Genomic DNA, 14100 nt, shown 5'->3' on the forward strand with positions numbered 1-14100 from the left:
AATCTCGCCTCAAAAGTGAAACGCCACGTCCTGCCGCTGTTCGTGATCATGTTCATCGTCAACTACATCGACCGTGTGAACATCGGCTTCGTCCGCGCCCACATGGAACATGACCTAGGGATTGGCGCTGCCGCCTACGGCTTCGTCGCCATTTGCTTCGCCGCGCTGGGTTTCAAATCCGCATCGTCGCTGTTCTGGCCAATTCCCCAGGCGTACCTGGATGCCCGGATTGCTGCAGGCGTGATCGCACTGATCAACTCGGTGGGCAACCTCGGAGGCTTCGTTGCGCCGACCACCTTCGGTCTGCTTGAAGAACACACCGGGTCGATTCAGGGCGGGCTTTACGGTCTGACCGCCACCTCGATCATCGCCGCGATCATCGTCTTCGCCGCGCGCAATAAACCGAAACCCGCACCTGTGGTTGCCTTGGGCAAACCAGCACCTAATCACGCCTGAACACTCATGTAAGAGCACGGTTTAAAGGACAAGAAAATGAACCCACAAGAAGCCGCAAAAGCCCCGATCATCACCAGCATGCAGGTTGTGCCGGTGGCCGGCCACGATGGCATGCTGCTCAATCTGAGTGGCGCCCACGGCCCGTTTTTCACCCGCAACATCGTGATCCTCAAGGACAACGCCGGCCACACTGGCGTCGGCGAAGTGCCGGGTGGCGAGCGTATTCGCCAGACGCTGGAAGATGCGCGCGCACTGGTGGTCGGCAGCCCGATCGGCACTTATCAGAAGATCCTCAATCAAGTGCGCCAGACCTTTGCCGATCGCGATGCCGGCGGGCGTGGCCTGCAGACCTTCGACCTGCGCATCACCATTCACGCGGTCACCGGCCTGGAGGCCGCCCTGCTCGATTTGCTCGGTCAGCACCTGGATGTACCGGTCGCGGCCCTGCTCGGCGAAGGCCAGCAGCGCGACGAAGTGAAGATGCTCGGTTATCTGTTTTATGTCGGTGATCGCAACGAAACCGATCTGGCCTACCGCAGCGAACCGGATGCCGACAACGACTGGTTCCGTGTGCGTCACGAAAAAGCCATGAGCGCCGACGCCGTGGTGCGCCTGGCCGAAGCCGCCCACGCCCGTTATGGTTTCAAGGACTTCAAACTCAAGGGCGGCGTGTTGAGCGGCGACGAGGAAATCGAAGCGGTCACCGCCCTCGCCGAACGCTTTCCCGATGCGCGCATCACCCTTGATCCGAATGGCGCCTGGTCACTTAAGGAAGCGATCCGGCTGTGCCGGGATCAGCATCACGTTCTCGCCTACGCCGAAGACCCGTGCGGTACGGAAAACGGTTACTCCGGTCGCGAAGTCATGGCCGAGTTCCGGCGTGCCACGGGCCTGAAAACCGCGACCAACATGATCGCCACCGATTGGCGGGAAATGGGCCACGCGATTCAGCTGCAATCGGTGGACATTCCTTTGGCAGACCCGCACTTCTGGACCCTGCAGGGCTCAGTTCGAGTCGCACAGATGTGCCACGAGTGGGGCCTGACCTGGGGCTCGCATTCCAACAACCACTTCGATATTTCCCTGGCGATGTTCACCCACGTCGCGGCGGCCGCGCCGGGTGAAATCACGGCCATCGACACTCACTGGATCTGGCAGGACGGCCAACGCCTGACCAAAGCGCCGCTGCAAATCGTCGACGGCTGCGTGCAGGTACCGAAAAAACCTGGCTTGGGGGTTGAGCTGGACATCGATCAACTGGCCAAGGCCCATGAGCTGTACAAAGGCATGGGACTGGGCGCGCGGGACGACAGCGTGGCGATGCAGTTTCTGATTCCGGGGTGGACGTTCGATAACAAGCGGCCGTGTTTGGTGCGGTAACCCTGAAACACTGATTTCCCTGTGGGAGCGAGCCTGCTCGCGATGAGGCCGTAACAGCCAACATCATCATTGACTGTCACACCGCCATCGCGAGCAGGCTCGCTCCCACAGGGGAGGTATTCACACTAATTCTGCTGTGCCACTTGTAGTAGCCATTGCTTGAACGCGGCCATCGCCGAGGTTTCAGGCCGCGACTGCAAGCGGGTCAGCCAGTAGCTGCCCGTGGTGATCCCGATGGTGAACGGTTGCTCGATTGCGCCCGCCGCCAGTTGGCGAGAGAACATCAAGGGCGGAGCCAACGCAACGCCTGCCCCTTGCAACGCCGCTTCCATCATCGCCAGCGAGGAATCGAAGACGATGCTCCGGGGCGGTGCGGCATGGGCCGAAAGACCAGTCGCCTGAAACCACTCCGGCCACTCATCCGTGCGATAAGAGCGCAACAGCGTTTGCTGCAACAGATCGGCCGGTGTGTGCAATTGCCGCGCAATCTCGGGAACGCAGAGCACCGACAGCGGCGCCTCGATCAACCGCACCGCTTCGATCCCATGCCACGCTCCCGCGCCAAATCGAATCGCGTAATCCAGGCCTTCCGCGGCCACGTCCACCCGGTTGTTGTTGGTCGAAAGACGCAAATCGATAAACGGATGTTTCGTCTGAAAATCCGCCAGCCGCGGTAACAGCCAACCGACCGCAAACGTCCCCACCGCCCCCACCGTCAACACCTCGCGAAAATGCCCGCCCTCGAAGCGCTCCAAGGTCTCGGCGATCCGGTCGAAACATTCGCGCAACACCGGCAGCAGGGTTTCACCTTCGCTGGTCAGCATCAGGCCTCGGGGCAGGCGTTTGAACAAGGTCACGTTAAGCTGGGCTTCAAGGCTTTTGACCTGATGACTCACCGCCGCCTGCGTGACACACAACTCCACCGCCGCCCGGGTGAAACTCAAATGGCGTGCCGAAGCCTCGAAAGCGCGCAACGCATTCAGCGGCAGATGAGGTCGAATCATGCTAACTCCCAAAATTTTCTAATGGCTCATCCGAAATATCGTCGTTTGTCGGTCTTCGCCAAACTGCATAGATTCGGCTCGTCCAGCAACGGACCGGCTTAAAAACCGCTCGGAGTGTAGCGGTTAACACAACAGAAACTCATGGAAAGTGATTCAATCATGCCTAAAAAAAATCAGAGAAAACTCGCGTCTTACAGCGCTTTCGCACTTCTGCTCGGCGTCAGCCACAGCTTTGCTGATGACCGCATTGAAGCCATCGTAAAGGCAACCATTGAACCGGTGATGCAGCAACAGAAGATCCCCGGTGTCGCGGTCGCGATTACCGTCAATGGCAAACCGCATTACTTTAACTATGGCGTGGCCTCGAAAGAAAACGGTAAAGCCGTCACCGAAAACACCCTGTTCGAGATCGGTTCGGTGAGCAAAACCTTCACCGCCACCCTCGCCGCCTACGCGCAGGCAACAGGCAAACTGGCCCTGTCGGACAACGCCAGTCAGGTTCTGCCGGCATTGCACGGCAGCGCGTTCGACAACATCAGCGTGCTGCAACTCGGCACCTACACCCCCGGCGGCCTGCCCCTGCAATTCCCCAGCGATGCAGACCATCAGGACGAAATGCTCGGCTATTTCAAGCAGTGGAAACCGACCTACGCTGTTGGCACTCATCGCCAGTATTCAAACCCCAGCATTGGGTTGTTCGGCTATCTGGCTGCCCACAGCATGGGGGCGCCGTTCAATGAGCTGATGGAAAAAACCTTGCTGCCGAAACTCGGCTTGAAACACAGCTACCTCAAGGTGCCGCAGGATCAGATAGCGCTTTACGCCCAGGGTTACAACAAGGACGACAAGCCAGTGCGGGTCGAGCCGGGCGCGTTGGCTTCCGAAGCGTATGGCATGAAAACCAGCGCATCGGATCTGCTTCGCTATGTTGAAGCGAACATGAATCCGGCGTCGCTGGAAAAGCCTTTGCAGCAAGCCATCGCCACCACTCACACCGGTTACTACACCGTCGGCGAGATGACTCAAGGGTTGGGATGGGAGTTCTACAATTACCCGGTAACGCTCGATACATTGCTGGCGGGCAACTCGTCGCAGATGGCGTTTGAGGCTCATGAAGTCCAGTGGCTGAACCCGCCGCAGCCGCAACGCGACACTGTGCTGATCAACAAAACCGGCTCAACCGGCGGCTTTGGCGCCTATGTCGCCTTTATCCCGGCCAAAAACATCGGCATCGTGATCCTGGCCAATAAAAATTACCCGAACGCTGAGCGAGTCAAAATCGCCCATGAAATTCTGAGTGCACTGGACAAATAGCCGCCAACACCCGGGCAAAATCCTGCAACAGCGACGCATCACGGCCGACGCCATCGCTCAGGGCAAGTGTTTCCAGCAGTTGCGTGACACAGCGAACGCGATACGCCGCCGTGTCATGCAACACGTCGACAGGCGCTTCGGTATCGATCAGCAAGGACGGAATGTTGCAGTCGATGCCGGTAATTGGCATGTATCGAGCCATGGTTGAACCTCCCTGATCAATGCTGAGTGCCTGGCTGAACAGCAGGCGCGTCTTCGGGCGGATCGATAGTGTCCAGTGCGCGGTTCACCAGCAATTCGGCGACCACCGCCAACTGCTGAATCGACAGCGCCACGTTGCGGTTAGAGCTTTCCAGCTTGCAGGCCAGATCCGTGATCAAGACATTCAGGGACGCGAGGGTTTCGCAGGCGTGGCTTAGCAGGGTTTCGGTGTCGACGCCCGGGACGATGGTGAAGATATGGCTTATCGGGTCGGCTCGCCTGGGGTTACGCAAGCGAGCGCTGACGACGCGCTCAGTGGCCTCAGGATCGAGGGGGATCGGAATCGGTTGGGGTTTCGGGAGGGTTGGGTGTGATCTTTTTCATATGCGAAGCTCTTTTTTGGTTTCAGGGAGCTACCCATCTCATTTCCACAGGAGGGTGGCAGCTGTACGCAGGAAACAGCGAGGTACAGCGAAGACTGAATCGATTGCTTGAGCGCCTGCAGGATGGTGACTTGGACGAAGCCAGGAAATTGTTTTCCGAGCTGTCACTGGAGCTTTCAGACGGTCATCTGGAGCTGGCGAAAGCCGCACTGTTGATCCGCAAACTGGAGTTGCGTCGTGCGTAAGATCAACAAGGGTATTGAGCCGGAGGCGCTGACTCGATGGAAGCGCTTGAACAGCACATTACGTTAGTCGGAGCACGTAAAACTCTGGTGGATGCGTTGATATATACTCAGAACCTGCCACCCGACGAGTTGCAGTATGAGGACGAAGAGTTCTTGGGCTTACTTCTGGAAGACCTGCAAGCGCCTGATGTCGGGCAATGCCTTCAGCCCTTCTCACCCGTATTGGTTAATGTGATCCGTCATTTGCTGGCTCGACCTTAAACAGTCGGGACTTTCTACCAGAGGGCTGAGGCGGTTGAAAACGACCACTTCAGCCATTTTCGACACGCCTTCTGGAATCGGACTAATCCCCACACACTCATCCCTCCTACCTGAAGAGATCTCCACAGGGTTCAGTGGCAATTCAATCATCCGGCTGCTCAGGCGGCTTGGCAGGTTTCGCCGGTTTGCCTTTTGCGCCCTTGACCGGGGCAGTTTCGGTGACCGGCGGAGGTATTGGCACCGTTGCTTCTTTCTCGGCTGCAGGCAGTTGATCGATGGTGGCGAAAATCTCTTTCAGCTCAACCGCCCCCGATTGTTCAAGCTTCTTTTCGCCGTCCTTGCCGACCAGGATGATTTTGCTCTTCGCCCCGGCGCCCAACTTGAGCGAGCGGATCAACGCCATCGTCGTTTGCGGGTCGAGGTCTTTGCCGTCGCGCTGGCCCATCGTATTGATCACGGTGTACAGCACCATGTTTCGCTCGGTGAAGCCCTTGCGGCTGGCGGGTTCATCCAGGGATTTTTTCAGGTTGACCCAAGTGGGATCGACCGAACTGGGCGCGATGACAATCAGGGGACGGGCCCTGCCCACGTCTTTAACCAGAGGGGAATCGTCATCGGCGGCGAACAAGGGGCCGACGAAAGCCAGCAGGGCAGCCAGGGTCAAAGACCTGATGAGCATGCGCATCTCCTTTTGATATCCACGCTCTAATGATTGCGCATCGCGGCGAACGTTCCGGGTGACGCACCGCAATTGTGTTTCGCCTTGCCCAAGCTTAGGTCAGGGCGGTCATTGCGCAACAGCCTGAGCTAATCTCATAGCACGACTCGCACGACCTGATTCGCCGTGAGGACTTTTCCATGAGCGCTCAGTTGAACCACACCATCGTCTGGTGTCGTGACAAACAGGTTTCAGCCCGCTACCTGACCGACCTCCTCGGCCTGCCCGATGCCGAGCCATTCGGACCGATGCTGGTCGTCAAGTTCGACAATGGGGTGTCGCTGGACTTCTACAACAACGACCCGCCGATTGCCTCCCAACACTATGCGTTTCTGGTTGGCGACGAGAACTTCGATGCAGCCTTCGCTCGCCTGCAAGCGCTCAAGCAGCCCTGGTGGGCCGATCCTGGCAGGCAACGGCCGAACGAGATCAATGACTACGGCGGTGGCCGGCGGGTGTATTTCGATGACCCGGACGGGCATCTGCTGGAGATTTTTACCCGGGAATAGAGACTAATGCCAATCCGCAGAACCTGTGGGAGCGGGCTTGATCGCGAAGACGGCGCCACAGTCAGCATTGATGTCGCCTGATACACCGCTTTCGCGAGCAAGCCCGCTCCCTGACTGGCATAGAGACCCTTCATTTTTGCGGGTCATATACCGAACGGAAAGGTGTCTTCCTCGTGCTCCATGAATTCAGGCGCCGGCAATGGCGAGACCGCGTGGGTTTTTTCGATCCAGACGAAAGCGTCGAACTGCTCCGCCAGCACGGCTTGAAAGTAATGGCTCTGGCGCTCGGTCCTGGGTCGATAAATGACGCCGATGGCGCGTTCAAGTAACGGTTCGGCCAGTACGTCGAGCAATTCCTCGCTCGGTGACGTCCGCCAGTCAAGCAGCGCTGCGGGAATGCCGGCTTTGAGAAACAGTTGTTCCCAGCTGTCGGCCAATGCGGGGATCACCTGTTTGACCTGCATCGGTTCGTCCCAGTCATCGGCGGCCGCGACGGTGCCGTGGTCGGTGCCCATGCCGATCAGCACCGCTTGTGAGCCGTAGGCGGTGCGGCACAACTGGCCCATGTTGAATTGCCCCTCCCAACCCATTTGCGTCGCGGCGGCGTTGCCGATGTGTGAGTTGTGCGCCCACACCACCGCTTTGGCGCCTCCCCCGCGATGCACCATCAGGGTTTGCAAGGTGTCGAACATGTGCAGGTCACGCAGGTTCCACGAGGAAGTCGAGCCGCGGTACATGGCGCGGTAATACTGCTCGGCGGCCCGCACAACGCGGGCGTTCTGGGTGGCACTGAAAAACGCCTCGTCGTCGGCGACCATCGGATCGAGCCGCTCGCCCAGCAGCACATTCAATTGCTCGACCACGGCGTCCTCGCACGTGGCCAGGTTGCCCCGCTCGGCGAAATGACCGTACAGCGCCGGGTCGTCATGCCACGGCGTCAGACAGCTGTAGCGATGTCGGGCGTCTTTCGCCAGCTGCGGGTCGGTCTTATCGAGATAGCCCAGCACTTCGTCGATGGAGTGACGCATGCTGTAAACATCCAGTCCCCGAAACTCCACCCGCTGCGAAGGCGTCAGCCCGCGATTATAGTGGTGCAGCCAACGGGTGAAGGTCTGCACGGCCGTGTTGCGTCACATCCAGGTGGGGAATCGGGCGAAGGCCTGTTTTTTCCAGGCGGAGCGGCCCAGGTCGCGGACACATCGGTCGATCTGGCCGGCATCGGGCCAGTCGGCTTCTATCGCGACGATGCCGAAGCCGTGCTGCTCGATCAGGCGACGAGTGATCGCCGCTCGGGTCTGGTAGAAGTCCTGGGTGCCGTGGCTGGCTTCGCCGATCAGCACCACGCTGGCATCGCCAAAACGGTCGAACATTTCGCCGAATTCAGGTGAGTCGAGTGCAGGCAACGGCTCGGCATGACGGCGCAGCACCTCGGCCGCGCCGGGTGGCTCGCCGCGAGGGCGGTTGAACCGTCGTAGAAGATCGTTTACGGGGCTGTTCATGGACGTCATGACCTCATCTGAGCGTGGTCATAGTTTTGACTACGCCAGCGAGGGCATGATTCCGCTAAATTCTGGGATCTATACGGTGCGCGATCAGAACGCCAGTTTGTAGCCGATCAGCACCAGCATCGTCGCCAGGCACGGACGCAGCAGTTCGTCGGAGATACGCCCGGTCAAATGGCTGCCCAGGTAAATCCCCGGCAGCGAGCCGACCAGCAAGTAGCCCAAAATGTGCCAATCCATGTTGCCCATGCTCGCATGGCCCAGGCCGGCGACCAGGGTCAGGGGCACCGCGTGAGCGATTTCGGTGCCGACCAGGCGGCGGGTAGGCAGCATCGGGTACAGAATGAACAGCGCTACTGTGCCCAGAGCGCCAGCGCCGATGGAGGTCAGGGCCACCATGGTGCCCAGGACCAATCCGGTGATGACGGTCAGTGCATTCAAGCGGGGACCGCTAGGGTTGTAGTGTCCGCCAGCCCGTTTGTGGGCGAAATCGAGCAAACGTTTCTTGAAGAAAATCGCCAGCGCCGTGGCGAACAATACGAAGCCCAAGGCTTGTTTGATGACGGCGTTCATCGCGTCGGGCGAGGTCTGCAAACTGCTCAAAAACCACAGCGTCAGCGCCACCGCCGGCACACTGCCGAGGGTCAGCCAACCGGTGATCGCCCAGTCGATGTTCTTGTTCTTGCGATGAACCAGCACACCACTGGATTTGGTAATGGCCGCGTAGAGTAAGTCCGTGCCCACCGCCGTGGCCGGGTTGACGCCGAACCACAACAGAATGGGGGTCATCAACGAACCGCCCCCGACGCCGGTCATGCCGACAATAAAGCCGACCACCAGACCTGCAACGACCAACCCGAAATTACCGAATTCCATTAATACGCCCAGAAAATCGCAGGGAAATAACCGGCCCGCAGCATAGCGATTTTTCTTATAACCAGTTATATCGATGCGGTCTATCGTTATGCCAACTCATTGAGCCGGAACACGATTTTTTCCTGGCCGCATTCCCTTGTGGGAGCAAGCCTGCTCGCGAAGCGGTGTATCAGCCGAACTCATGGTGACTGACACAACGCTTTCGCGAGCAGGCTCGCTCCCACAGGGATTGGGTGCATCATTCGTTTTATTGCACCGGCAAGAAATTCAGGAACAACAAACTCTGGGCGTAGTTGAGGCCGATCCGTCGGTAGCGTTCGTCGAGCATCTGGGTCAGCAGATCCAGCCGCGCGACGATCTTGCCGAACTCCACGGCAAAACTCAGGTTACTGCCCTCCTCCGAGATTTCGTTGGAAAACAGCAAGGGCTCGCCTTGCTTGTTTTGTCGCTGACTCAAGATCCAGGTGGCTTTCTCGATGTTGCGCGCGGCATTGCTGACGAAGGTCGGGTTGATCGCATCCGTCATGTAGAACTCCAGCCGATTGCCATGGGCGGTGACCAGCATGCTGCCGATGGCATAGATGAAGGCACCGACCCGGTCGCCGAGGAATTCCGGACTCATGGCGTAGCTCAACGCGGCGAGGTCTTTTTTGCCGCCGAGGGTGGGCAGTGGTTGTTGCTGTTCAATGGCCATGCGCACTTGTTTTTCTGCGGTGCCGACATCGAGGAAGCCGGATTTTTTCAGCTCGTCCGGGTTGCGCAGGTAGAGCTTGTTCATCAGCAGGTAGAGGCTTTGGAGGTTGTCGCGCATCGCCAGGGTCGCCATACGGTCGACGCTGGTCTGGAGGAATTCCTGGGGTTGGCCGTTGCGAAACTGGCTGACGATATCGTTGCCCGGCTGATGGCTGCAGCCACTGGCGAAGAGCATCGACAGGCTAATCAGCAGCCAGCAATAACGGCGAATGTGCGGGGTGAAGCGGGGTAAAACTCGAGCCATGGGTTCTTGAACTTGGGCATGGGCCGGCGGTGGGGATCGCCGCGGGCTGGCCAAGGATAGAACCGCGAAAGCCGAAAAAGTGCAGTGCCGGTGGTCCGTAAACGCGGCCACCCTTGTGTGCCGCCCGCTACACGCCGGTCACCGGCAAACTGATCCCTCCCGGTGAACTCGCCCCGGTCGAGGGCACACCCATGGACTTCACTCAACCGACCGCCATCGGTCAACACATCAAGGCGGGGGCGTTTACTCTGAAGACTCAGCATTATCCCGATTCGCCGAACCAGCCGAACTTCCCTTCCCCTCGGCTGGATCCGGGCAAGAGTTATAGCCAGACTACGGTGTATAAGTTTTCTACCCTGTAGATCAAAAGATCGCAGCCTTCGGCAGCTCCTACAAGGGCGAGGTACACCCGTGATATCAAGGACGGCTGCCGGGCGAGATCAAAGATCGCAGCCTTTGGCAGTTCCTACACCGGCCCCCAATATCGGGTATGCCCCCGCCCCTGTAGGAGCTGCCGCAGGCTGCGATCTTTCGAGATGCCACGGAACCACCGGGTTATTTTGCTGCCAACTGAAGTATCGATCGAGCTTCGCAAAGGAGGATTCATGCGTACTCTTGAGCTGGCCGGCATCCATGTGCCGGTCATCGGCCAAGGAACCTGGCGCATGGGAGAGGAACGCTCCCGACACACAAAGGAAGTTGCAGCGCTGCGGTTGGGCATCGAGTTGGGCATGACCCTGATCGACACCGCTGAAATGTACGGCGAAGGAGGCGCTGAAGAGGTGGTGGGTGAAGCCATCGCAGGCAGGCGCGATCAGGTTTTTCTGGTCAGCAAGGTCTACCCCTACAACGCCAGCTGCCTGGGCATCCCCCAGGCCTGCGAACGTAGCCTACGGCGTTTGAATACCGATTACATCGATCTTTACCTGTTGCACTGGCGCGGCGAGTATCCCCTTGAGGAAACCGTCGAAGCCTTCGAACGCCTGCGTGAAAGCGGCAAGATCGACCGTTGGGGCGTATCCAACTTCGATCTGGACGACCTGGAAGAATTAGCCTCGCCGACCTGCACCACCAATCAGGTGCTGTATAACCTGGAAGAGCGCGGCATCGAGTTCGATTTGCTCCCCTGGAGTCAACATCAAAGGATGCCGGTGATGGCCTATTGTCCGATCGGCCAGGGCGGTCAGATGCTGGCCAATTGGACGCTCAAGCAGATTGCCGCCCGTCACGAGGCGACACCGGCGCAGGTAGCGCTGGCATGGATTCTGCGTCAGAACGGCGTGATCGCCATCCCCAAAGCGGTCCGTCCCGAGCATGTGCAGCTCAATGCGCAAGCGGCGCAGTTGCGGCTTGAAGTCGGGGATCTGGAGGCGCTGGACCAAGCTTTTCGCGCGCCACAACGCAAGCAGCGGTTGGCCATGGTCTGAGCCATCGCGGTTCTGTCAGAGGGCATCGGCATGAGAAGTACCGATCAGCTCGACTCGTTCAATTTGCCACGCTTCGTCCAGGCGCAGGACCCTGTGTTCGAGTGGGTGCAGGAGGAGCTGCGCGCCGGCCAGAAGCGCCGGCACTGGATGTGGTTTATCTTTCCGCAGTTTTCCGGGCTGGGTGACAGCGAGATGTCCCGCTACTTTGCCATTCGCTCCAGTGAAGAAGCCACCGCGTATCTGGAACATCCGTTGCTGGGGCCACGATTGCGCATGTGCACGCAACTGGTTCTGGACATTCCCCAAAGCTCGATCGCCAGGATTTTCGGTCACCCCGACAATCTAAAGTTTCACTCATCGATGACGCTGTTCGCCCAGGTTTCGCCAAAAGGCAGCCTGTTCCACCAGGCGCTGGATCGGTATTTTCACGGCATACCGGATGACTGGACGTTGTCGCTGCTGGACTCAAAACAGGCCCAGTTGCCCCCCAATCAGCGTTGAGAAATCGTTACCCACGAACGGCAGGATCGCATCCGCCACCGGTTGCAGCTGCCGGGTGACGTAATGGTCGTAGTCGATAGGCGCGCTGCGGATTTCCAGCGGCTCGGGGCCGGCGACGGTGATTACATAACTGATCCAGCCGCCGTTCTGATATTGCCGCGGGCGTCCCTGCTGGTCGTTGTAGTCGTCGGCGATCCTCGCTGCGCGCACATGGGGCGGCACGTTACGTTGATAATCATCGAGGGTACGGCGCAGGCGTTTGCGATAGATCAGGCGCTCGTCGAATTCCCCGGCCAAGGTCTTGCGCACATAGTCACGCACGTAATCCTGATAGGGCTTGCGATTGAAGATGCGCAGGTACAATTCCTGCTGGAATTGCCGGGCCAGCGGCGACCAGTCGGTGCGCACGGTTTCCAGACCCTTGTAGACCATTTCATCGGTGCCATCGGCACGGGTGACCAACCCGGCATAGCGCTTCTTGCTGCCCTCCTCGGCACCGCGAATGGTCGGCATCAGAAAGCGCTTGTAGTGGGTTTCGAACTGCAACTCCAAGGCACTTTCCAGTCCGTATTCCTGCTTCACATGCTCGCGCCACCACTGGTTGACGTGGTCCACCAGCGCGTGGCCGATCTGCGCGGCTTCGGCCTGACCGTGGGCGCGGCGCAGCCAGACGAAGGTCGAGTCGGTGTCGCCATAGATCACCGCGTGGCCCTGCGCTTCGATCAACTGGCGGGTGCGCAACATGATCTCGTGACCGCGCAAGGTGATGGACGAGGCCAGCCGTGTATCGAAGAAGCGGCAACCGCTGGAGCCCAGCACGCCGTAGAAGGCATTCATGATGATCTTCAGGGCCTGGGACAACGGCGCGTTGTGTTCGCGTTTGGCGGTTTCACGACCTTCGGCAACCCGGGCGACAATGGCCGGCAAGCAATGCCGGGTTCTTGAGAAACGTGCACCGCGAAAGCCCGGCACCGACGCACTGTCGTCGGGATGCTTGAGCCCTTCGATCAAGCCCACCGGGTCGATCAGAAAAGTGCGGATGATCGACGGATAGAGGCTCTTGTAGTCGAGCACCAGCACCGATTCGTACAGCCCGGGTTGCGAGTCCATGACAAAACCGCCGGGGCTGGCCTCCGGTGGTTTGCCCCCGAGGTTCGGTGCGACAAAGCCCTGCCGGTGCATCAACGGCATATACAGGTGAGTGAACGCCGCCACCGAACCACCGCTGCGGTCCGCCGGCAAACCGGTAACGCTGGCCCGCTCGAGCAGGAAGGTCAGCAACTCGGTCTTGGCGAAGATCCGCGTCACCAGTTCGCAGTCCTTGAGGTTGTATTTCGCCAGGGCCGGTTTGTCCTCGGCGAACATGCGATTGATTTCGTCCATGCGCTGGTATGGGTTGTCGATCGACTTGCCTTCGCCCAGCAGGGTTTGCGCGACGTTTTCCAGGCTGAATGAGGGGAAGCTCCAAGTCGCCGAACGCAGTGACTCGATGCCGTCGATGATCAACCGGCCAGCGGCCGCGGCGAAATAATGATTGCGACTGCCGTGCTCGCGCCACTGCATTTCTTCACCGCCACGCCCCAGCTTCAGCGGCACCGCCAAGCGACGAGCATGTTCGTGCAGTACGCGCAGATCGAACTGCACGACATTCCAGCCGATGATCGCGTCAGGGTCGTGCCGGGCGAACCATTCGTTGAGTTTTTTCAGCATCAGGGTTCGCGAGTCGCAGTATTCGAGCTGGAAATCCACTCCACTGTCATCGCCATTGGGCGGCCCGAGCATGTACACCTGCCGCTCGCCGCAGCCTTCCAGGGCGATGGAATACAGCTCGCCCTGGGCGGTGGTTTCGATGTCCAGGGAGACCAGCCTGAGCTTCGGTCGGTAGCCGGGATCGGGTTTCATTTGCGCGTCGAGCAGCAAGCCTTCGGCGTTGGGCGAGCCGCCGAACAAAACGGGGGCGGTGATGAAACGCTCCATCATGTAGCGTTCCGGCGGGCGGACGTCGGCTTCGAACACATCGACGCCTGATCTGCGCAGCGCGGTTTCGAGGCGCATCAACTGACCGTGCTGCTGGCAATACAGGCCGAGCACCGGGCGGTGTTCGAAGTCCAGCAGTGCCAAGGGCTTCAGCTCGACGTTTTTCTCGCCGCGCAGCAGCGCTTCGGCTTGCTCACGCTGGACCGCCGGAATGAACGCTACCGACGGTTGATGCGGCAGGCGGATGCGCCGGGGACCGGCATCGGTCGCCAGCCAGAACTCGACTTCCGTGCCGGCGGGGGTATCGCGCCAATGCCGGGTCAGGACGAAGCCCTGCTGTAAATCCACC

At 59.5% G+C, this 14100-nt stretch carries 12 protein-coding genes and 4 pseudogenes; 8 read left to right on the forward strand and 8 right to left on the reverse strand.

Going from position 1 to position 14100, the window contains the following annotated elements; translation table 11 throughout:
• Positions 1-138 precede the first annotated feature (138 nt).
• Positions 139-456: pseudogene (locus tag ACYZT2_RS19335) on the forward strand (MFS transporter); the annotation flags it as partial.
• A 36-nt stretch (positions 457-492) separates the two neighbouring features.
• Entirely contained in the window at positions 493-1836 is a 1344-nt protein-coding gene (gene gudD, locus ACYZT2_RS19340; protein ID WP_461966490.1) for a glucarate dehydratase, read from the forward strand.
• A 125-nt stretch (positions 1837-1961) separates the two neighbouring features.
• Here the strand turns inward: gudD and ACYZT2_RS19345 are convergent, their stop codons facing one another.
• Positions 1962-2840 (reverse strand): LysR family transcriptional regulator, encoded by an 879-nt coding sequence (locus ACYZT2_RS19345; protein ID WP_461966492.1) that lies wholly within the window; start codon positions 2838-2840, stop codon positions 1962-1964.
• Between the two features lie 159 nt (positions 2841-2999).
• Between ACYZT2_RS19345 and ampC the strand changes: the two genes are divergently transcribed.
• Positions 3000-4154, forward strand: a complete 1155-nt coding sequence (gene ampC / locus ACYZT2_RS19350) for a class C beta-lactamase (protein ID WP_461966494.1) — start codon at positions 3000-3002, stop codon at positions 4152-4154.
• On the opposite strand, the gene ACYZT2_RS19355 is transcribed toward ampC, so the two are convergent.
• Both ACYZT2_RS19355 and ACYZT2_RS19360 read right to left on the reverse strand, forming a co-directional pair.
• A complete protein-coding gene (locus ACYZT2_RS19355; protein ID WP_461966496.1) occupies positions 4114-4356 on the reverse strand; it encodes a hypothetical protein in 243 nt (80 codons plus the stop codon). The genes ampC and ACYZT2_RS19355 overlap by 41 nt on opposite strands.
• Before the next feature lie 16 nt (positions 4357-4372).
• Positions 4373-4739, reverse strand: a pseudogene (locus ACYZT2_RS19360) (DUF6124 family protein).
• A 280-nt stretch (positions 4740-5019) separates the two neighbouring features.
• Here ACYZT2_RS19360 and ACYZT2_RS19365 point away from each other — a divergent pair.
• Positions 5020-5244 (forward strand): hypothetical protein, encoded by a 225-nt coding sequence (locus ACYZT2_RS19365; RefSeq protein WP_461966498.1) that lies wholly within the window; start codon positions 5020-5022, stop codon positions 5242-5244.
• Between the two features lie 142 nt (positions 5245-5386).
• Here ACYZT2_RS19365 and ACYZT2_RS19370 read toward each other — a convergent pair whose 3' ends face one another.
• Positions 5387-5923: a DUF4174 domain-containing protein gene (locus ACYZT2_RS19370; protein WP_461966500.1), complete on the reverse strand. Its 537-nt coding sequence runs from the start codon at positions 5921-5923 to the stop codon at positions 5387-5389.
• Between the two features lie 179 nt (positions 5924-6102).
• Here ACYZT2_RS19370 and ACYZT2_RS19375 point away from each other — a divergent pair, with 179 nt between their 5' ends.
• On the forward strand, positions 6103-6471 hold the full coding sequence (locus ACYZT2_RS19375; RefSeq protein ID WP_461966502.1) for a VOC family protein: 369 nt from the start codon (positions 6103-6105) through the stop codon (positions 6469-6471).
• A gap of 143 nt (positions 6472-6614) precedes the next feature.
• Here ACYZT2_RS19375 and ACYZT2_RS19380 read toward each other — a convergent pair.
• The 3 genes and pseudogenes from ACYZT2_RS19380 to ACYZT2_RS19390 all read right to left on the reverse strand — a co-directional run bounded on the left by ACYZT2_RS19380 (position 6615) and on the right by ACYZT2_RS19390 (position 9846).
• A pseudogene (locus tag ACYZT2_RS19380) lies at positions 6615-7970 on the reverse strand (erythromycin esterase family protein).
• 93 nt (positions 7971-8063) lie between these two features.
• Complete coding sequence (locus ACYZT2_RS19385) at positions 8064-8849, reverse strand: sulfite exporter TauE/SafE family protein (RefSeq protein ID WP_461966504.1); 786 nt, start codon at positions 8847-8849, stop codon at positions 8064-8066.
• A 247-nt stretch (positions 8850-9096) separates the two neighbouring features.
• Positions 9097-9846, reverse strand: a complete 750-nt coding sequence (locus tag ACYZT2_RS19390; protein WP_461966506.1) for a hypothetical protein — start codon at positions 9844-9846, stop codon at positions 9097-9099.
• Between the two features lie 113 nt (positions 9847-9959).
• On the opposite strand from ACYZT2_RS19390, the pseudogene ACYZT2_RS19395 reads away from it, so the two are divergent.
• The 3 genes and pseudogenes from ACYZT2_RS19395 to ACYZT2_RS19405 form a co-directional block, all read left to right on the forward strand.
• Positions 9960-10208: pseudogene (locus ACYZT2_RS19395) on the forward strand (aldose epimerase family protein); the annotation flags it as partial.
• 243 nt (positions 10209-10451) lie between these two features.
• Positions 10452-11273, forward strand: a complete 822-nt coding sequence (locus ACYZT2_RS19400) for an aldo/keto reductase (RefSeq protein ID WP_461966508.1) — start codon at positions 10452-10454, stop codon at positions 11271-11273.
• Between the two features lie 30 nt (positions 11274-11303).
• Positions 11304-11774 (forward strand): DUF1810 domain-containing protein, encoded by a 471-nt coding sequence (locus tag ACYZT2_RS19405; protein ID WP_461966510.1) that lies wholly within the window; start codon positions 11304-11306, stop codon positions 11772-11774.
• On the opposite strand, the gene ACYZT2_RS19410 is transcribed toward ACYZT2_RS19405, so the two are convergent.
• Complete coding sequence (locus ACYZT2_RS19410) at positions 11739-14099, reverse strand: DNA polymerase II (RefSeq protein ID WP_461973172.1); 2361 nt, start codon at positions 14097-14099, stop codon at positions 11739-11741. The genes ACYZT2_RS19405 and ACYZT2_RS19410 overlap by 36 nt on opposite strands.
• Position 14100 lies beyond the last annotated feature (1 nt).

The organism is Pseudomonas sp. MDT1-85, assembly GCF_054898065.1.